The 19,251-nt window shown below is 64.3% G+C and carries 16 protein-coding genes and 1 pseudogene; 6 read left to right on the top strand and 11 right to left on the bottom strand.

Features of this window, described 5'->3' with window-relative positions:
- The first annotated feature begins 208 nt into the window (after positions 1–208).
- On the top strand, positions 209–1,390 hold the full coding sequence (locus tag FQV39_RS24775; RefSeq protein ID WP_187640055.1) for a patatin-like phospholipase family protein: 1,182 nt from the start codon (positions 209–211) through the stop codon (positions 1,388–1,390).
- A 44-nt stretch (positions 1,391–1,434) separates the two neighbouring features.
- Here FQV39_RS24775 and FQV39_RS24770 read toward each other — a convergent pair whose 3' ends face one another.
- Positions 1,435–2,079, bottom strand: coding sequence for a class I SAM-dependent methyltransferase (locus FQV39_RS24770; RefSeq protein ID WP_149132708.1), 645 nt, complete (start codon positions 2,077–2,079; stop codon positions 1,435–1,437).
- Between the two features lie 138 nt (positions 2,080–2,217).
- Between FQV39_RS24770 and FQV39_RS24765 the strand changes: the two genes are divergently transcribed.
- Positions 2,218–2,892, top strand: a complete 675-nt coding sequence (locus FQV39_RS24765; protein ID WP_149132707.1) for a response regulator transcription factor — start codon at positions 2,218–2,220, stop codon at positions 2,890–2,892.
- A 392-nt stretch (positions 2,893–3,284) separates the two neighbouring features.
- Entirely contained in the window at positions 3,285–4,247 is a 963-nt protein-coding gene (locus FQV39_RS24760; RefSeq protein WP_187640054.1) for a sensor histidine kinase, read from the top strand.
- Positions 4,248–4,323: 76 nt separating this feature from the next.
- On the opposite strand, the gene FQV39_RS33320 is transcribed toward FQV39_RS24760, so the two are convergent.
- The 6 genes from FQV39_RS33320 to FQV39_RS24735 all read right to left on the bottom strand — a co-directional run bounded on the left by FQV39_RS33320 (position 4,324) and on the right by FQV39_RS24735 (position 10,692).
- The gene (locus FQV39_RS33320; protein WP_187640053.1) at positions 4,324–4,461 is read right to left on the bottom strand and encodes a hypothetical protein; all 138 of its coding nucleotides are present in this window, start codon (positions 4,459–4,461) and stop codon (positions 4,324–4,326) included.
- 400 nt (positions 4,462–4,861) lie between these two features.
- A complete protein-coding gene (locus tag FQV39_RS24755) occupies positions 4,862–6,343 on the bottom strand; it encodes a M81 family metallopeptidase (protein ID WP_149132705.1) in 1,482 nt (493 codons plus the stop codon).
- A gap of 44 nt (positions 6,344–6,387) precedes the next feature.
- Complete coding sequence (locus FQV39_RS24750) at positions 6,388–7,233, bottom strand: ABC transporter permease (RefSeq protein ID WP_149132704.1); 846 nt, start codon at positions 7,231–7,233, stop codon at positions 6,388–6,390.
- Positions 7,230–8,162 (bottom strand): ABC transporter permease, encoded by a 933-nt coding sequence (locus FQV39_RS24745; protein WP_149132703.1) that lies wholly within the window; start codon positions 8,160–8,162, stop codon positions 7,230–7,232. Before FQV39_RS24745 ends, FQV39_RS24750 begins: the two co-directional genes overlap by 4 nt.
- Positions 8,163–8,193: 31 nt before the next feature.
- Positions 8,194–9,762 (bottom strand): ABC transporter substrate-binding protein, encoded by a 1,569-nt coding sequence (locus FQV39_RS24740; protein ID WP_149132702.1) that lies wholly within the window; start codon positions 9,760–9,762, stop codon positions 8,194–8,196.
- A gap of 51 nt (positions 9,763–9,813) precedes the next feature.
- Complete coding sequence (locus FQV39_RS24735; RefSeq protein ID WP_149132701.1) at positions 9,814–10,692, bottom strand: MurR/RpiR family transcriptional regulator; 879 nt, start codon at positions 10,690–10,692, stop codon at positions 9,814–9,816.
- 140 nt (positions 10,693–10,832) lie between these two features.
- Here FQV39_RS24735 and FQV39_RS24730 point away from each other — a divergent pair, with 140 nt between their 5' ends.
- Complete coding sequence (locus FQV39_RS24730) at positions 10,833–12,116, top strand: NAD(P)/FAD-dependent oxidoreductase (RefSeq protein ID WP_149132700.1); 1,284 nt, start codon at positions 10,833–10,835, stop codon at positions 12,114–12,116.
- Positions 12,117–12,402: 286 nt separating this feature from the next.
- On the opposite strand, the gene pgm is transcribed toward FQV39_RS24730, so the two are convergent.
- From pgm to FQV39_RS24710, 4 genes and pseudogenes are all read right to left on the bottom strand, one after another.
- Positions 12,403–14,055: a phosphoglucomutase (alpha-D-glucose-1,6-bisphosphate-dependent) gene (gene pgm, locus FQV39_RS24725; RefSeq protein ID WP_149132699.1), complete on the bottom strand. Its 1,653-nt coding sequence runs from the start codon at positions 14,053–14,055 to the stop codon at positions 12,403–12,405.
- Between the two features lie 235 nt (positions 14,056–14,290).
- Positions 14,291–15,637 (bottom strand): UDP-glucose dehydrogenase family protein, encoded by a 1,347-nt coding sequence (locus FQV39_RS24720; RefSeq protein WP_149134024.1) that lies wholly within the window; start codon positions 15,635–15,637, stop codon positions 14,291–14,293.
- Positions 15,638–15,760: 123 nt separating this feature from the next.
- A pseudogene (locus FQV39_RS24715) lies at positions 15,761–15,982 on the bottom strand (cupin domain-containing protein); the annotation flags it as partial.
- Positions 15,939–16,088 (bottom strand): sugar phosphate nucleotidyltransferase, encoded by a 150-nt coding sequence (locus FQV39_RS24710; RefSeq protein ID WP_248313458.1) that lies wholly within the window; start codon positions 16,086–16,088, stop codon positions 15,939–15,941. The gene FQV39_RS24710 and the pseudogene FQV39_RS24715, both read right to left, overlap by 44 nt.
- A 393-nt stretch (positions 16,089–16,481) precedes the next feature.
- Here FQV39_RS24710 and FQV39_RS24705 point away from each other — a divergent pair, with 393 nt between their 5' ends.
- Both FQV39_RS24705 and FQV39_RS24700 read left to right on the top strand, forming a co-directional pair.
- Entirely contained in the window at positions 16,482–17,510 is a 1,029-nt protein-coding gene (locus tag FQV39_RS24705; RefSeq protein WP_187640052.1) for an NAD-dependent epimerase, read from the top strand.
- A 147-nt stretch (positions 17,511–17,657) separates the two neighbouring features.
- A complete protein-coding gene (locus FQV39_RS24700; protein WP_149132697.1) occupies positions 17,658–19,076 on the top strand; it encodes a phosphomannomutase in 1,419 nt (472 codons plus the stop codon).
- Positions 19,077–19,251: the final 175 nt, after the last annotated feature.

Genomic DNA, 19,251 nt, shown 5'->3' with positions numbered 1-19,251 from the left:
TGGCGCCCGTATGGTTCTCAAGCCGCCAAGCCAGTCGACTGCCGGCTACTGGAAGAAGGCACGCAAGGTTCTGGGAACGGCCGCATTGTCGGTCGGCCTGACTGCTTGCGCCAGCCCCTCCAATCTCCCCTCGAACCTGCCCTTGACGGAAATCACGGCGTCGGCTCGCCCGCGCTCATCAACCGCGCGTCCAGGAACGACTGCAGTCATGCTGGCTCTGTCGGGCGGAGGAGCCCGTTCTGCCGCCTTTGGATACGGCGTTCTGTCGACGCTGGCCGAACAACCGGCCTCTGAGGAAACCGGGCGGACGCTCGCCGACGATATTGCAGTGGTGGCCGGCGTTTCAGGCGGCGGCATGCTGGCGGCCTATCTCGCCTTGCATGGTCCGTCGGGGATACCGGCCTTCAAGCGCGATTACCTCGACCAGGATCCTGAAGCGTCGCTGCGAACCGCCATCACACCGGACAATCTGCTGCGCGGCTATCGCGGTGGCATCAATGACCTCACCGGCTTGGCGGCCTGGCTCGATGCTCATCTCTACCACGGTGCAACGCTCGGCGACCTCGAACGTACGGGAGGGCCGCGCCTCCTGCTGCACGCGACGGACCTCTATAATCGGGCACCCTTCTCCTTCGATCGCGAGAGCTTCCGCACGATCTGCAGCGACTACACCACCTTTCCCCTGTCTCATGCCGTCGCGGCGTCGGCAGCCGTGCCGGTCTTGTTTGCGCCGGTCGTGCTGGAAAACTTCAACCCGGTTTGTCCGCTTGCATCGGGCGCCCCAGCGACGCCGGCAACGGGCTCGGCGGTCATATCCCATCTTCAGGAAACGCAGGCTCGTTACGCAACAGCTCCTGACTTGCGCTACCTCAAGCTGCTCGATGGTGGCTTGGTCGACAATCTGGCCGCCCGAAACCTCATGAGGTCGATGCGCCGACCGGCACCGTCGCCGCTCCCGGTGGCGACCGCGCGGGAGGTCAGACGCATCATCGTGATCGTCGCCGACGCCTCGCTGCGCGTTGGCGGCGACATGTCGACGACAACGGACGGTCCGGGCGCCCTGGACGCCATCACGGCTTCGATCGATGCGATGGTCGATAACTCAAGCCGGGCCAGCCTCGACAGGCTGGAGGAGGAGACCAGGCGCTGGCGGGAACGCCTGATCCGCTGGCGTTGCGATGCCATGCAAACGCAGGATTGCGACAAGCTCGAGATCAAGTTCGTCAGGCTGTCCCTGGCTGACATACGCGAACCCGAGACGAGAGCCCGCATTCTCCAGCTGCACAACAAGCTTTCGCTCAAGGCCGACGAGGTCGATTTCCTCTCCGGCCTCGGGCGCCGCCTTCTCGTGGCCAATCTCCAGTACCGCCGGATTATCGCCGCGCGATGATCCCGATCGCGGAACTCATCCAAATCGGGCGCCAAGGTGCAGGCTCAACAGCCTGAGACGGCCCTCTTCTCGCTGAACGGCACAATTGTTTGCGCTTCTGCCTGCTCAGCTCCGTCGAGGCCCACCCCCATCTTGCAACTGATCCGGTACACAGCGGCGGGCGGCAGATTGAGGAAGGTTCCCCCTATTCGCTCCGACGTCAGGCCGAGGCTGTCCAGAATCTGCTCCGAGATCGGACAGCGGGGGCCGTAGGTGAACTGATAGAAGGCCCCACCGGGCCGCAAGCACCGAAATGCCCCGCGTAGAATGCTGGCAACCTGCCGAGCCGGCATCGAAGGAAGCCCCAATCCACTCAGGACAGCTCCAGCCTCGGCGCTCGCGAGTTTGGCATCTCCGCCCAGCTCGGCGGCGTCCATCTCCAGCACCCGCGCACAAGGAAAGCGGCGGCGCAGCAACGCTGCAAATCGAGGATTCAATTCGACCAGGGTCAGGCTGCTTTCCGGGACGCCGCGGTTGCGCAGGGCGTCCGTGAACACACCCGTTCCTGGCCCGAGTTCGACGATCGGGCCTGTCATTTCGTTGATTTCTTGCGTCATAAGCCTCGCCAAGGAATGACTGGAGGGGGCGATGGCTGCCGTCCGCAGGGGAGCAGCCAGCCATTGGCTCAGGAAAAACATGGTCGTCTTCATCAGGGTTCGCAGCCATCAGTCGTAAGGGTCAACCTCGTCTGATCGCAGCGGTTGACGGCCGCACGGCGCAAAAGCGCCATGTTGGCGCAAGCTGACTGAGGCAGGAGCCAGGATAGGTTGGCCGAAGAGGAGGGATTGGTGCGGCTTTTGCTGGTCGAGGATGAGCCGGAGATGGCGTCAGCCTTGCAGTCCGCCTTGCGTCGTCACGACATCCTTGCTGACCACGCGGATGGGCTCGATGTCGCCTTCGATATGGCTGCAACCTCCCCTTATGACGCGGTGATCCTTGATCGCGGTCTGCCCGATGGGGACGGTCTGTCGCTCATTGCCAAACTGCGCCGCCGCGATATCCGCGTTCCAGTGATCGTGCTGACCGCGCGGGGGCGTTTGCCCGACCGCGTAGCCGGGCTTGATGGCGGGGCGGACGACTATCTCGTGAAGCCGTTCGCCTTCGAGGAGCTGCTGGCGCGGATACGGGCCGTGATGCGACGCCCGGAGCAGCTTCGACAGATGGTTGTCAGGCTCGGGCGGCTGACGCTCGATCTCGATCATCGCGAGGCGCGTGTCGAGGGAATGCGTTTCGACTTGCCCCGGCGCGAGCTCCTCGTGCTGGAGGCGCTGATGCGCCGGGCCGGGCGGATGGTGACGCGGGAAACCTTGATGGAGTCGGTCTTCGGCCTTGCCGACGAGGTCCAGTCCAACACGCTGGACAGTCATATCTCGCGATTGCGCCGCAAGCTTTCCGATGCAGAGGCCGATGTCGTCATCAACGGAATCCGCGGCGTGGGCTACATGCTGATGGAGCGCACATGAGGTCGGAGGGCGGGCGTTCCCTCAATGGCCAACTCATCCGGCGCCTGATCGCCTTGCAGAGTTCGATTCTGCTGGCCGTCCTGCTCGGCCTGTTCCTGAGGGGCGATCTATTCTCCTTCCGCTCGGCCGACCGGACAATCGAAACCCTCCAGCGGGCGATCGAGCGTGACGCATCCGGGGCGCTGCACCTACGCGAGACCGATGAGCTGAAAGCCCTGCGCGCTGCGGAGCCCGATCTCTGGTTCATCATTCGCGATGCGAAAGGCAATCGCCTGATCGGGGGACAAGTGCCCGCTCCGTTCACTCAGGTTGCAGATTCGCTAGACGGGGTTGGGCAAGCCCGCTTTGGATCGACCGTCGATAGCGAGGCCATGGAAAGTCCCGAGGCGCGCATGCGCCAGGTCACGACATCCGCAGGCGAAGTCCAGATCCTGACGGGAACCGAAAGCCGCGCTTCCCTCGCCATCGTGGCGCTCGGGGCAGCGTTGGTCTTCATCAAGATCGGCTTGCCGATAGCGCTGGTCATGATCCTCGGCATCGTCATCGCGACACCGCTGGTCGTACGAACCGCGGTTGCCGGGATAGCCAAGGCCGAGAAGCAAGCCGCCCTCATCGATATCGGCCAGCGAGGGGTCAGACTGGACACGGCGGGAACATCGCCCGAGATCGCCTCGCTCATCAGCGCGATCAACGAGGCACTGCGTCGGCTTGATGAGGGTTATGATCGCTACCAGCGCTTTCTGGCGGATGCTGCGCACGAACTCAGAACGCCGATCGCTATCCTGGACACGCGCGTCGCCAGCCTGCCGCCAATCCCGGAACGCGCGCAGCTCGCGGCGGATTTGACGCGGCTGACCGTCCTGACCGAGCAATTGCTGGATCTCGAGCTCTTGCGTCGCGAGGTGAAGGCCGTCGCCCCCATTTCGATACGTCGGCTGGCGAAGCGCGTCATCAGCGACATGGCTCCCCTCGTCTTTGCTGCTGGATACGAGCTGGATTTCGAATCCGAAGAGGTCGACCCTGTTGTCCAGGGCGACGAAGGAGCACTGGAACGGGTGCTGGCCAATCTCATCCAGAATGCCGTGGATCACGGCGGCAGGCGCGGAACAATCCGGATTCGCGTTTGCCCTTCCGGGGCCATCGAAGTCTGCGACGACGGCCCCGGCATTCCCATCTCGGAACGCGATCGCGTCTTTGAACCCTTTCATCGATTGAAGCCGCGCTCGCGCGGGAGTGGCCTAGGACTTCATCTGGCCCAGCAGATTGTAGAGCTGCATGGCGGGCGGATTGCTGCAGGCGAAAGCTCGACAGGCGGCGCGCGCATGACGGTCTGTCTTCCCGTCCTGGCCCCGTAGCGCATTGTCCTCCAATGGCGTGTGAATTCGCCGCCTCGTTTTCAATAGCCAACTAAATAAAAACCGACACCCATATTCAAAATGAACCGAACAAGCGCCATGCTGGCGCAATCGAGGCCGCCAAAACTCCGCGACCTACCCCGCGTGAGAAGGCGATCAATCCGATGCGGCCCGCAATCACATCATCGAAGAAGCGGATGGCGATCTTTTCCACCCTGATCCTGGCGAGTATCGCTATCGGCTACGCCAGCCAGGCGCTCGCAAGCCGTTACGCGAACAAACCTCTAGAATTAAACGCGATGTCTCCTGAACGTCCTTCGCCAGAGGCTGGGCCTTACATTTTTGCCCAGCATCAAGCGCATCCCTGCCAGGATGGCCGTTTCAGCGACGGGCAACCTCGTGACTGCGAGGGCTTGTTGAGATGGCTGGATGAAGGTGGGGACGGAGGAGTGTTCCTCGACGAAAGATTCCACCGTCCCGAGCCTGTCGACCCTTGCACGGATGGCCGTTTCAACGATGGCCGGCCACGATCCTGCAGCGAATTGCTCCGCTGGCTTCGCGGCATGAACTAGCCAATCCCCCAACCGGCTCTGCCCCCGACATCCAGGCTCCAGCTACGCGTCGAGCGGGAAGATCGGGCGCCGCACGCGACGATAGGGCAGCTTGGTGAGATCGGGTGTGCAGAGCGCACCGCTGTCGCAGACGATGACCTTGCCTGCGATCGGCTCGAAGGCGGCCCGGAAATGCTGCATCGATTTCAGCGCCACCACCCGCTTGGCAGCGGGATCGATGCCGAAGGCACGGAACTGCTGGAGATCGTTCATCTGGGCGCGGATCGTGGTGACGAGGATATCGACGTCGCCGACGCGCAGGACCGCACAGGGCCCCCAGCTCGCATGCAACCCGCCCATCATCGGGCCGTCGCCGACATAGTTGCCGTCGCTGATGCTGACGAGCGTGCCGGTGAGCGCAAGCGGCCTGCCGCCGATCTCCGGGTCGACCTTGCCGCCGAGCCGGATGGATACCGTCGATCCTGGCTCGGCCCGGTGCAGCTCGGCCGCGGCTTCCGGATCGACGATCGGCCCGAAGCAGGCATCCTTCAGATCGGCGGCGATCATGCCCTTGAGTAGTTCGGTCGCATCGCCATAGCCGCCACCGCCGGGATTGTCGGCATAGTCGGCGATGATCAGCGGGCCGGATGTCGCGACATAGCCAGCCGCCTCTGCAACCGCTTCCTCCACCGAGAGGAACGGCGTGACCTTGTCGAAGCGGCGCTGCCACATATCCTCGACCAGCGCTTCGGCGAAGGCGCGGTGGCGCTCGTGATCGCCCTGGCAGGTGACAAGGACGGTCGGACCGACCTCCTCGATATCGGCATTGCCGAAACCGCCATTGACGCTGACGGCGAAGACGTCGGCCTCCTTCTCATAGGCCTTCGCCTTGGCGAGGCGCTCGACCATCGGGCCGATATCCGTGCGCCCGCCATTGACCTCTTCCAGCATCGGCCGCTCGGCGCGCAGCGTCACCGGCCTGATCTCGCCGGCCATGGTGCGTTGCAGGATACCGGCCGCCAGCCGTCCGGTCTCGCGGACATCGACATGCGGGTAGGTCTTGTAGGAAACGACGATGTCCGCCAGCTCCGTCATCTTCCGGGTGACGTTGGCATGAGGGTCGAGCGTGATGCCGATCGGCACGTCGCGACCGAGGACGGCGCGCAGGCGCTCCAGCAATTCGCCTTCGCCATCCTCGCAGAAATCGGTCACCATCGCGCCGTGAAGGCCGAGCAGCACGCCATCGATCGCCCCGCAATGCGCCTTTGCCGTATCGACGATGACGCCGGCGATGTGGTCGAAGGCGCCGCGCGTCACCGGCCCTGACGGCTGGGCAGCGGCGCTGATCGCATGGATGACACGCCAGCCGGCCGGCCGGCCGATATCGAGGAAGCCCGCGATCGGCGTGTTGGCCTCGCCACGTTCGGCAATGGCCGCCTCTCCCTGGCGGATGCCGCGATCCTTGAAGGCGGCATGGTCGGCCGGGCAGCGGCTGAAGGTGTTGCTCTCATGCGAGAACTCGGCGGTCAGAACGGTGAAGCTCATGGCGTTCCTCGGGTCTCTCTTGGTGCTCTTGGATGGCGGACCGGTCAGCCGTCGCGCAGCGGCCGGCGGATATCGAGCGCCTCGATCAGCGCGTCGCCGAACAGGTTGATGGCGATCACGGCCGCGGCGATCACGAGGCCGGGAAAGATGATGATCCAGGGCGCGATGAAGATCTGGGCGGTGCCAGAGCTCATCATCGCCCCCCAGCTCGGGATCGGCGGCTGGGCTCCCAGACCGAAGAAACCGAGCGTCGCCTCAAGCACGATCGCATCGCCCGTCGCCAGCATTCCGGCGACGATGACCGGCGTCATCGTGTTCGGCAGCAGATGCAGGAAGAGAACGCGGGCGGGGCTCGCACCGGCTGTCACCGCGGCATCGACGAAGAGCTCACCCTTCTGCGCCATGACCTGCGCCCGCGTCAGCCGGGTGAACTGGGCCAGATAGGCGATGGCGATGGCGATCGCCGTCGAATGCAGGCCCGGCCCGAGGATGGCGATCAGGATCAGCGCCAGCAGGATCTCCGGGAAGGACCAGGTCAGATCGACCACGACGGTGACGGCGCGGTCGAAAACCCCGCCGAAATAGCCGGCGGCAGCACCAAGCGTCGCCCCCGCCATCACCGAAAGGGCGATGGAGAGGACGCTGACGCTGAGCGAGGTGCGGGCGCCCTGGATGATGCGCGAGAGCAGGTCGCGTCCGAATTCATCGGTGCCGAGCCAATGCGCGGCCGAGGGCGGCGTGTTGGCCATGGCGAGCTTCTGCGCCGCATAGTCGTATGGGGCAATCCAGGGTGCGAAGATCGCACAGAGGACGAGCCCGATCAGGAACAGGGCGCAGAGGGCGCCGCGCGGCGAACGGGCCAGACGGGACACGAGGGTCGGACGGCTCATCGGGCACCCATCGCTTCGCGCAGGCGCGGATCGAGCGCCGCCTGGGCGAGGTCACCGAGCAGCGTGCCGAGCATCACCGCGATGGCGAGCATCAGCAGGCAGCCCTGCACCAGCGGATAATCGCGCTGCCCGAGCGCCGTGATCAGCAGGGAGCCGAGACCCGGCCGGGCGAAGACGTATTCGACCGTGACGGCGCCGCCGAGGATCCAGCCGATGCGCAGGCCGAGAATGGTCATCACCGGCAGCATCGCCTGCTGCAGCACATGCCGAAGCTGGATTCGCCAGAACGGCAGCCCCTTTGCCTGGAGCACGCGCACGAAGTCCCGCCCCGATATCTCGACCATCGCGGCGCGGGTCACGCGGGCGATCAGCGCCGTGCCCCCAATGCCGATGGTGAGCGCTGGCAGCACCAGCGCATCCCAGCTCCGGGCACCCGAGACCGGGAACCATTCGAACTGCACGGCGAAGAGCAGGATCATCAGCAGAGCCAGCCAGAAGCTCGGCAGCGTCGAACCGAGCAAGATGAAGCCCATCACCGCCCGGTCGAACAGGCTGTCGCGGAAGGAGGCGGCGAGCACGCCGGCCGTGATCCCGACGCTCGTCGAGAAGAGGAGCGCCGTGCCGCCGAGCGCGAGGCTGTGCGGCATGTTCTCCACGATCAGCTGCGCGACCGGCTGGCGCATCACGATGGCGTCGCCGAGATCGCCGGTCGCGACCTTGGCGAGCCAGCGCCCATATTGCATGAGCAACGGCTGGTCGAGGCCGTAGCGGGCGATCATCTGAGCCCGCTGCTCGGGCGACGAGCCGACCTGGATCAGATGCTCAAGCGGGTCGCCCGGCACGAGATGGATGATCATGAAGATCACCAGCGAGACGGCGAGGAACACCGGCACCAGCATGGCGAGCCGCCGGATCGCGAAGCGCAGCAAGGCACTCTCCCCTGTGCGACCGTGGCCGGGCTCAGTTCGCCGGCGCGATGTCGAGCATCGTCGGCCCGTAGAGCCCGGTCCCGCGGATCTTCCCGGGCATCACGATGCGCTTGCCATAGGCGAGGCTCTGCGCGGGCTGATAAATCGGCGCGAACGCGTACTGCGACAGCACGTATTCATGATATTTGGTGAAGTTCGCGACGCGCTCATCCCAGGTCTTCGACTTGTTCATGGCGATGTCGTTCAGCCGCTCCGCTTCCGGATCGTTGAACATCGAGACGTTGGGATAGCCCGCCCGCTTCGCAGCGAAGAACCAGTCGACGATGTCGGCATTGGTCCACTGATAGGAGCGGATCGCGAGCTGGTGCTCGGTCTTCTTACGATACTGCGCATTGATCGAGCCCGCATCGATGATGCTGATATCGGCCTGCACGCCGACTGCCTTGAGCTGGGCCTGGACGATCTCGACGAGGCGCTTGAACTCGGTGCCGTTCTGGGTCCAGAGCTTCACCTCGAGGCGCTTGCCATCCTTGACGCGGATGCCGTCGGGACCTGCCTTCCAGCCGGCTTCGTCGAACAGTTTCGTTGAACGTTCCGGATCGTAGGAGATCCGGTATTTCGGGTCGACCTGCGATTCCCTGAGCGAGGAAATCAGGAAGGTGTCCGCGGCCCCGCCGTTGCCGCCATAAAGACTGGTCAGGATCTCCTTCTGGTTGACCGCGAAGGCGGTCGCCTCGCGCACCTTGATATCGGTGAACGGCTCGACGCTGGTGTTGATCGGCATATAGACCAGCTCGTTGCCCGGAATGGTCACCAGCTTCACCGCCTTGTCGGCCTGGATGCGCGGCAGAAAGTCGGTCGGGACGTTGACGAGCAGGTCGGCGCCGCCGGTCTTCAGTTCGAGATAGGCGGTCGATTCCTCGGCGATCTCGCGGAAGGTCAGCTTCTTGAACTTGGCCGGCCCCTTGTTGGCCGACAAATCAGACGCCCAGGCATAGTCGTCGTTGCGAACCAGCACGGTCTGCTGACCGACGGTGAACTGCTGCATCTTGTAGGGGCCGGTGCCGACAGTCTCGGTCACGCCGAACTTGTCGCCGAGCGCCTGAAAGGCCTTGGGCTCCGGAATGCACATGAAGGAGCTGGCAAGATTGAACAGCAGGTTGGGGTCGGGATGCTTCATATGGAAGCGCACCGTCAGGTCATCGACGACCTCGACACGGTCGACCGCCTCAACGGTGAAGGCGTTCTCAGTGCCCTTGAACTGCGGCACCCACCATTCGACGGTCCTGGCGTTGAACGGCTCACCGTTGTGGAACTTCACGCCGGGCTTCAGCTTGAAGGTCCACTGCATCCCGTCGGGGCTCGCTTCCCACGACGCCGCGAGCTGCCCATGGAAGCTCTGATCGGCATCCTGCACGACCAACCGGTCGAAGATCAGCGTGGTGGCGGTGTTGAGCTTGGTCGCCTTGATCGGATTGTAGGTCGGCGCGCCGACGAGACGCGCCGTCATCACGAACGTCGCTTCCTGTGCCGGCGCGGCGGTCGCGCCCAGGGCGGCGAGGCCCAACGCCAGAAGGCTCCCCTTGATCATCGTCTTCATCCCGCTTCCCCTTTTGTTTCGAGATGTTGCGAAAGGCGTCGGCCGTGACCGTCAGTCGAGCGGGCCGGAGCTGTCGCCGACATGGCCGGTGAAGCGACCATAGAGTTCGGCCATCCGGTTCAGCCGCTGCTCGACCTGCGGGCCGAGCTCGACGAAGACCGCGTTGATCAGCAGATTGCTCAGGCTCGCCATCTGGGCGGTCGAGTCCCAGAACAGGTTGAACTCGGTCGAGACGACCAGCATCTCGTCGACGAGGCCGCGGCCCCAGTCGCAGAAGGAATCGGTCACGAGGGTGGTCGGGATGCCGGCCACCTTGGCTTCCTGCGCCAGCACCTTGGCCATGCGCGAATAGCGCCGCGCCTCGAAGATCACGAGATGACGTCCGGCCTCGCCCGAAAGCAGCAGCTCGGAGAAATTGCCGGCGGCGAGATCGACGAGATGGACACCGTCGCGCAGATACTGGAGCTGGTTGGCGAGGTACTGCGCCAGCCCCCGCTCGGTCTGGAAGCCGGTGACGTAGACGGAGTTCGCAGTGGCGAGCCGGCGCGCCACGCGCTTCCATTCCTCGCTTTGGGCGAGTTCATAGAGCCTGACGAGGCCGGCGATCTCGAGCTGAAGGCTGCGCGCAAGCTGGTCGTCGCCCGCGAGGCTGCGCTGCTGGAAATCGCGCAGCCGGTCGCTGATCAGCCAGGGCCTGTCGCCGATCTCCTCGGCGAGACTGCCCTTGAGATCCTTGAGGCTCTTGTAGCCGAGCGTCCGGCAGAAGCGCCCGACGGTCGGTTCGCTGACCGACACCTTCTCGGCCAGGCTGGCCGCCGTCTCGAAGGGCAGGCTCGGCATCTGCGCCAGCATGTAGCTCGCCAGCGCCTTGTCAGCCTTGGAACCGTTGGCGAGGCAAGCCTGCAATCTCTGGCGAAGGGTTTGAGACATCGAAACTCCCGAGGATGCCTCATCAAGAAATTTTTCTTTCATAACGTCAAATGATTTTTATTTTCTTGCAAATCCTTTCCGTTTGAGGCTCGTCTTCACGGTGCCCGCTTCGGGTAGATGGAGACGGGCATTCCCGCGCGATGACCACTGCAATACGACAGGCCGATGTGATCGTGCTCGGAGCCGGAATCGTCGGCGTCAGCGTGGCCCTGCATCTGCAGGAACGCGGCCGCAAGGTTCTGCTGGTCGACCGCAGCGAGCCCGGGGCTGAGACCAGCCACGGCAATGCGGGGCTGATCGAGCGATCCTCGGTGGTCCCCTATGCCTTTCCCCGCGACTTCGCGACGCTCGCTGCCTTCGCATCGAACCGCTCGATCGCCGTGCGCTACCGCCCGGCCAAGCTGCTGCAGATGGCGCCCTGGCTCGCGCGCTATTGGTGGAATTCGGCCCCCGCGCGCCTGGACAAGCTGGGCCGCGCGATCCTGCCGCTGATCGAGCGCTGCATCGACGAGCACAAGCATTGGACGAAGGCGGCCGGAACCGAAGCGCTCATACGAAACGGCGGCTGGATCGAGCTCTATCGCGACCGGCGCGGATTCGACCAGGCCGTGAGGGCTGCCTCGGATCTGCGATCCTACGGCCTTTCCTATGACGTACTCGATGACCACAGCCTGCGCCAGCGCGAGCCCGGACTGCTGCCGGATGCGATGGCCGGCGCCATTCACTGGCGCGACCCGGCGACGGTGACCGACCCTGGGGCAGTCACGCGCGCTTATGCGGCGCTGTTCGCAGCGCGTGGTGGCATCGTGGCAAAGGCCGATGCGCAGGGCTTGCGGCGCGAGCAGCCGGGGTGGCGCCTGCCGGTCGAAGCGGGCGACTGGCAGGCATCCGAGGTCGTCGCCGCCTTGGGACCCTGGTCGAAGGAGTTTTACGAACGCTTCGGCTATCGCTTCCCGCTAGGCTTCAAGCGCGGCTATCACATGCACTACGAGATCGCGTCCCAATTGGGGCCGCGGCACCCGCTCTGCGATGCGCGGGCCGGCTTCGTGCTGACGCAGATGCAGCGCGGCGTTCGGCTCACGACGGGAATCGAGCTGGCCGGACGCGACCAACCATCCGATCCTTGGCAGCTCGATCGCGCCGAGCGGATCGCGCGAGGCATCCTGCCGTTGGGGCAGCGCCTGGACGCCGAGCCCTGGCGTGGTGCACGCCCGTGCCTGCCCGACATGCTCCCGGTGATTGGCCGCGCCCCCCGGCACCCCGGGCTATGGTTCGCCTTCGGCCACGCCCATCACGGCTTCACACTGGGACCGGCGACAGGGCGGCTTCTGGCCGAGGCCATGACGGGCGCCCCGACCTTCTGCGACATCACACCTTTCGCAGCCGAGCGCTTCCTGGCGAAGCCGCCCGGTTCAGGCGAATGACCCACCCGGCCGCGTCAATCTATGACGGGCGCCCCCTCGACGAGCTGCAGGAACACCGCTGCACAGGCGAGGTAGAAAATCCCGACATAGATCACGGATGCCCCCTCCGAGCCATTATTGTTGGCAGAACCCGAAACTCTCCGTTCAGACTGCCATATCGGAGCAAAAATCGAATAAAATTCTCGGCGCTATCCCCATCGATCGATGATGCGTCGCATCATGTGTCACCTGCCGGCCGACAAGACCGGCAGGGAACCACGCGATTGCGAACTTCGCCGAAGCCTTCTCAGGCCGCTCCACCGATCGCCGCCCCGACGATGCGCCGCGCATCCTCCTGGATTGCGGCGAGATGCGCCTCGTCACGGAAGCTTTCGGCGTAGATCTTGTAGACCTCTTCGGTGCCGGACGGGCGGGCGGCGAACCACCCGTCGGCGGCCGTTACCTTCACGCCGCCGATCGCGGCGCCGTTGCCCGGCGCCTCGTTGAGAATGGCGGTGATGGGCTGGCCCGCGAGCTCCTTCGTCGCGATCTGCTCGGCAGACAGGTTCTTGAGGATCGCCTTCTGGGCCGATGTCGCCGGGGCATCGACCCGCGCATAGCAGGGGTTGCCCAGCTCGGCCGTCAGCTTCCCGTAGAAGACACTGGGGTCGTTGCCCGTCTTCGCCGTGATCTCGGCCGCGAGCAGGCCCAGGATGATTCCATCCTTGTCCGTCGTCCAGACCGTGCCGTCCCGGCGCAGGAAGGAGGCGCCGGCGCTCTCCTCGCCAGCAAAGCCGAACGCGCCCGAGATCAGGCCGTCGACGAACCATTTGAAGCCGACCGGTACCTCGACGAGCCTGCGCCCCAGCTTGGCCGCGGCGCGGTCGATGATGGCGCTCGACACCACCGTCTTGCCGATGGCGGCATCGCTGCGCCAGCCGGGCCGGTTGGCGAAGAGATAGGCGCTCGCCGTCGCCAGATAATGGTTTGGATTCATCAGCCCGCCGCTGCGGGTGACGATGCCGTGCCGGTCGGCGTCCGTATCATTGGCGAAAGCGACGTCGAACTTGTCGCGCATGCCGATCAGGCTCGCCATGGCGTAGGGCGAGGAGCAATCCATCCGGATCTTGCCGTCCCAGTCCGCGGTCATGAAGCCGAAGGTCGGATCGACCTCCTTGCTGACGATGGTCGCCTTCAGACCGTAGCGGTCGATGATCGGCTGATAGTAGTCGAGTCCGGCCCCGCCGAGCGGGTCGATGCCGATCGAGACACCGGCCCTGGCGATCGCCGCCATGTCGACGACATCGGCAAGATCGGCGACGTAGCCGCTGATATAGTCGTGCCGGCGGATATGCTCGCTCTTCAACGCCCGTTCATAGGGGATACGGCTGATCCCGGCGAGCTTGTCGGCGATGAGGGCATTGGCCTTCTTCTCGATCCAGCCGGTGGCGTCGGTGTCGGCCGGGCCGCCATGCGGCGGATTGTACTTCAGGCCGCCATCCGCCGGGGGGTTGTGCGAGGGTGAAATGACCACACCATCCGCTTTGCCAGAGCTGCGATCGCGGTTGTAGGTCAGGATCGCATGCGAGATCACTGGCGTCGGCGTGAAGCCGAGCTTCTCGTCAATCATCGTGACGACGCCGTTGGCCGCGAAGACCTCCAGCACGGTTTCGAACGCCGTGCGCGACAGCGCATGCGTGTCGATGCCCAGAAAGAGCGGCCCGTTGATGCCTTGCTCCTGGCGGTAGAGGCAGATTGCCTGAGCGATGGCGAGAATATGGGCTTCATTGAACGACAGGGAAAAAGCGGAGCCACGATGGCCCGAGGTGCCGAAGGCGACCTGCTGAGAGCGCTGCGACGGGTCTGGCTGCTCGAAATAGGCTCTGTTGAGAGCCGCCACATCGACGAGCATGCCCGGCTCCAGCCGCTTTCCCGCAAGTGGACTGACATCATTAGACATGCTGAATCTCTGAATTCCGTTCGAGGGCCATTGCGCACAGCAGGAGCATCACCAGGCGCGGGCTGGCGCCGAGAAATGCTCCCAAGGGTGCATCGCAACCTACTGTCACAGAGTCATGATCGTCCAGCCGACGGCTAGATCGCCGTGCGTCCTTTCGGACGCAAAGTGCGATCTAGCCCTTTGTTTAAGCATCGGATTTCTCCGAAAAGTGGATTCCACTTCTCGGTCCGATGCTTTAGGCCGCATCGATCGCCTTGGCGGGCGCCTCCGGCGGAAGGCCTCTCCCCACGTCGACATAGGTGAAGCCTTTGGCCCGCAGTTGCTCCGGCCGGTAGATATTGCGCAGATCCAGGAGAACCGGAGCGGCCATCAAGCTTTTCACCCGGTCGAGGTCGAGAGCGCGGAAGATGTTCCACTCGGTCACGATGACGGCGGCATCGGCCTGGGTCACGCAATCATAAGCATTCGCGCAGTAGGTCACTTCGGCAGGCAACACCGCCTTGGCCTGCTCCATGCCTTCAGGATCATAGGCGCGGATCGTGGCCCCGCCATCCTGCAGCGCCTGAACGATCGCCAGCGAAGGGGCATCGCGCATGTCGTCGGTGTTGGGCTTGAAGGTCAGCCCCAGCACCGCAACGGTCTTGCCCCGGACAGATCCGCCGCAGGCCGCCACTACTTTTCGGCCCATGGCGCGCTTGCGCTGATCGTTCACCGCCGCGACGGTCTCCACGATACGCGCCGGCGTGCCATAATCCTGAGCCGTCTTGATCAGAGCCAGCGTATCCTTCGGGAAGCAGGAACCGCCGTAGCCGGGGCCGGCGTGCAGGAATTTGCTGCCGATCCGATTGTCGAGCCCCATGCCGCGGGCGACGTCCTGCACATTGGCACCGACCTGCTCGCACAGATCCGCCATCTCGTTGATGAAGGTGATCTTCGTCGCCAGGAACGCGTTGGCCGCGTATTTGGTCAGCTCGGCGGTGCGGCGGCTCGTATTCAGAATGGGGGCGCTGTTGAGATAGAGCGGACGGTAGACATCGGCCATGACCGTGCGCGCCCGTTCCTCCTCCGCGCCGATCACGATGCGATCCGGCCGCTTGAAATCCTCGATCGCGGCGCCCTCGCGCAGGAACTCAGGATTGGACACGACGGCAAAATCGGCGTCTGGACGCAGCTCGCGGATGATTCGTTCGACCTCGTCGCCCGTTCCGACCGGAACCGTCGATTTCGTCACGATGACGGTGTAGCCGCTCAAGGCCTGCGCGATCTCGCGCGTCGCCGCATAGACATAGGAGAGATCAGCGAAGCCGTCGCCGCGCCGCGACGGCGTTCCCACCGCGATGAAGACCGCATCGGCCTGCGCGACCGGACCTGCGAGATCCGTCGTGAAGGACAGCCGGCCAGCCGCGGCATTGCTGCGCACGATATCGGTCAGCCCGGGCTCGAAGATCGGGATCTCGCCCCGCTTCAAGGCGACGATCTTGCTCTCCTGCTTGTCGACGCAGACGACATCATGGCCGAAATCCGCAAAGCATGCGCCCGATACCAGGCCGACATAGCCGGAACCGATCATAACGATCTTCATCATTCACTCCTCGACAGCGTCGACGTCCGGGAGAGGAAGGCGCCGCCTTCCGGAAACACACCCGCGTCGTCTGTTCACATTTCGCCTACCCGCCCATTACGCCGGGATAGCAACGGGTGGACATCAGCCCTCAAGCCTGGCGTAAACATCCTCGATCCGCACGATATCATCCTCGCCGGTATAGCTGCCGACTTGGACTTCGATGAGCTCGAGGTCAATCTTTCCGGGATTGGCCATCCGATGCGTGCAGCCGATCGGCAGATAGATCGACTCATTCTCGTGGATGTAGGTGACGTTTCCATCAAGCGTGACTTCCGCTGTTCCGCGGACCACGATCCAGTGCTGGAGCGTGGCCTGAAATGTAGAGCCCGTCACCCAGCAGATCGATGAACTGCTTCGGCATCGAGTCGCGCGAAACTGGCCAGAGTCGTGTTCCTGCCCCGCCCGCCATGATCAGAGGCGTGATGATCATTGTCGATTTGGCTCCTCGGCGCGGCGAGCGAAAGCTGAGCTGTCGTGAAACGAAATCAGCCGAGATGCAATCGATCCAATCGCATCGCCGAGGTGGTCGTCGTGAACGCGCATCCCTTTGTGCATGCCGGCATACACCACGCCGATCGCCGCTTGGCCATGCTTGCGGCGATCGGTGTCGCTTCGCGCGCGCCCTTCAAGACGCCTGCCCCGGCACCGCATCCTGTTTGCGCGTCACAACCGTCGCGCAGCGCTTGCGACGTTGCAGCGCATCGCGAATAAGACGGTCTTTATTTTATCGCATTTTCTTCACGCGAACCGGTATCCACTTCGCTCGAAAATGCTCTAGAACCGCACGAACAAAGATGATCGCATGAAAGCCAATCTGCCGTTTGAACGTGTGCTTTTGACGGGCGCGGCCGGTTTCGTCGGCTTTCACGTCGCGGAGGCGCTCCTTGATGCGGGCGTGGAAGTGTTCGGCATCGACAGCCTCACCCCCTATTACGACCCGGCACTGAAGCAGGCACGGCTCGACCGTCTTCAGGCGCATAACGGCTTCTCGTTCGAGAAGCACGACATTGCCGACTATGACGGCTTCGAGGCGGCTTTCGCCGCGTTCCGACCACAAGTCGTCATTCATCTCGGCGCCCAGGCCGGCGTGCGCTACTCGCTCGACAATCCCCGCGCCTATGCGAGCGCCAATCTCGACGGTTTCCTCTCCGTCCTTGAAGCCTGCCGCCAGCATCCGGTCGACCATCTCGTCTACGCTTCATCGAGTTCGGTCTACGGCGCCAATGCCAAGGTGCCGTTCAGCGAGCATGACCGTGCCGACCATCCCGTATCGCTCTACGCTGCGACCAAGCGGGCGAATGAGCTGATGGCCCATGCCTATTCGCATCTCTACGCCATTCCGACGACCGGCCTGCGCTTCTTTACGGTCTACGGCCCTTGGGGGCGTCCGGACATGGCTTACTTCAAGTTCACCAAGGCGATCCTCGAAGGACAGCCCATCGACGTCTATGCCGAGGCCGAGATGAGCCGCGACTTCACCTATGTCGACGACATCCGCGAGGCGATCGTGAAGCTCGCTGGCCTGCCGCCTGTGGCCGACCCGAATTTTGATGCTCGCGACCCCGACCCCGCCACGGCATCTGCGCCGTTCCGCATCTACAATATCGGCAATCACACCCCGGTCCGGCTCGACCGCTTCATTGCGGTGGTCGAGGAAGCCTGCGGACGCAAGGCCATCAAGAGGCACTTGCCATCTCAGCCCGGCGACGTGCCGGCGACTTATGCCGATGTCGGCGATCTGGCAGCTCGCACCGGCTTCAGCCCTGCGACGCCGATCGAGCAGGGCATGGCGCGCTTCGTCGAATGGTATCGCTCGTTCTATCATATTTGAGGGGCAAAGCGGGCATGGAAGACTATCAAATGGGACTGGGGAACAGACCTCGGTTGCAGTATCAGAAGCCGGCCAATGAAATGCTCGGAAGCCTCTGAGACAACTCCATCCTTCAACAGCGTTCGACCTCGGGATTGTCCGCCTCTCATGACCAGCCTGAAATTCGGGACCTCCGGCCTGCGCGGCCTCGTCAGCGAACTCGTCGGCCTGCCGACCTACAGCCATGTGCGCGCCTTCTGCGCGATGCTCCGCGACGACGACACGCAAGCGCAAGGCGAAGTATTGATCGGGCGGGACTTGCGGTCATCGAGCCCACTGATCGCTGCTCAGGCTGCTCAGGCGGTCGCCGATGCGGGTCTCGTTCCGGTCGACTGCGGGGCCGTGCCGACACCGGCACTCGCTCTGGCAGCCATGACACGCGGCTGCGCTGCCATCATGGTGACGGGCAGCCACATTCCCGACGACCGCAACGGGCTGAAGTTCTACCGGGCGCAAGGCGAGATCGACAAGACTGACGAGGCACAGATCCTGGCTTGGCATGATCGGCTGGGGCTGAGCACGATCCCGACATTGCAAGCCAAGGCGGCCCCCTATGATGCGCTGACGGCTTACAAAGCCCGTTATGCGGATTTCTTCGACAGCTCGGCGCTGGCGGGCCTGACGGTCGGGGTCTACCAGCATTCCTCCGTCGGCCGGGATGCGATCTGCGATGTTCTGGCCGCGCTCGGCGCGAAGCCCCTGCCGCTGGGCCGCAGCGACAGCTTCATCCCCGTCGATACCGAAGCCTTGCGTCCTGAAGACGAGGCCCTGGCACGGCAATGGGCCGCCGAGCAGCGGCTCGATGCCATCGTCTCGACGGATGGCGATGCCGATCGTCCCCTCGTCGCTGATGAGCGGGGTGTCTTCTTGCGCGGCGATCTCGTCGGCGCATTGACTGCACAGTTTCTCGGGGCCGATGCGATCGTCACTCCCGTCACGTCGAATTCCGCCCTCGACCGGCCGGGGCTTTTCGCGCGCGTGTTCCGCACACGCGTCGGCTCCCCCTATGTCATTGCGGGCATGGAACAGGCTGCAAGCGAGGGTGCAGCAGTCGTCGTCGGCTTCGAAGCCAATGGCGGCGTGCTGCTCGGCTCGGATGTCACTCGTGACGGACGCATGCTGCCGGCCCTGCCGACGCGCGATGCGATGCTACCGATCCTCTCGACCCTGGCTCTCAAGGCTCGACAGGGCAAGCTCCTGAGCGAGATCGCGACCGAGGCCCGCTTCGCCGTCGCGTTGTCGAACCGGCTCCAGGAGATCCCTCAGGATCGTACCGCCGCATTGATCGCCAGGCTCGATGCCGATGATGCAGCGCTCCGCGACGACAGCTTCTCCGGTCACGGCGGAGTGGTCGCCCGCGACTGCCGCGACGGTCTGCGACTGACGCTGGCCGATGGCGGCACGGTGCATTTCCGGGCTTCGGGCAATGCCCCTGAATTGCGCGTCTATGTGGAGGCTGCCACGCCGGCTCTCGCCGAAGCGCTGCTCGCCGAGAACCTCGCCTTCGCGGCTGCTCAGACCCGTTGACATGCCGATGCCGGGCTCGGCGGGGAACACGCCGTCGGCAAGAGAGCTAAAGCCCGCGGCGCTTTCACGGAAACGCGTGTCATCCCGGCCGGAGCGAAGCGGAGAGCCGGGATCCATGCCTGAACCTTCCTCGGAAGCGCTCCGGCATGGATTCCGGGTCAAGCCCGGGATGACG

The organism is Bosea sp. F3-2, from assembly GCF_008253865.1.
Taxonomy (GTDB): domain Bacteria; phylum Pseudomonadota; class Alphaproteobacteria; order Rhizobiales; family Beijerinckiaceae; genus Allobosea.
Note: the sequence above shows the minus strand (reverse complement) of the source record. Positions and strands in the feature narration are given on the sequence as shown.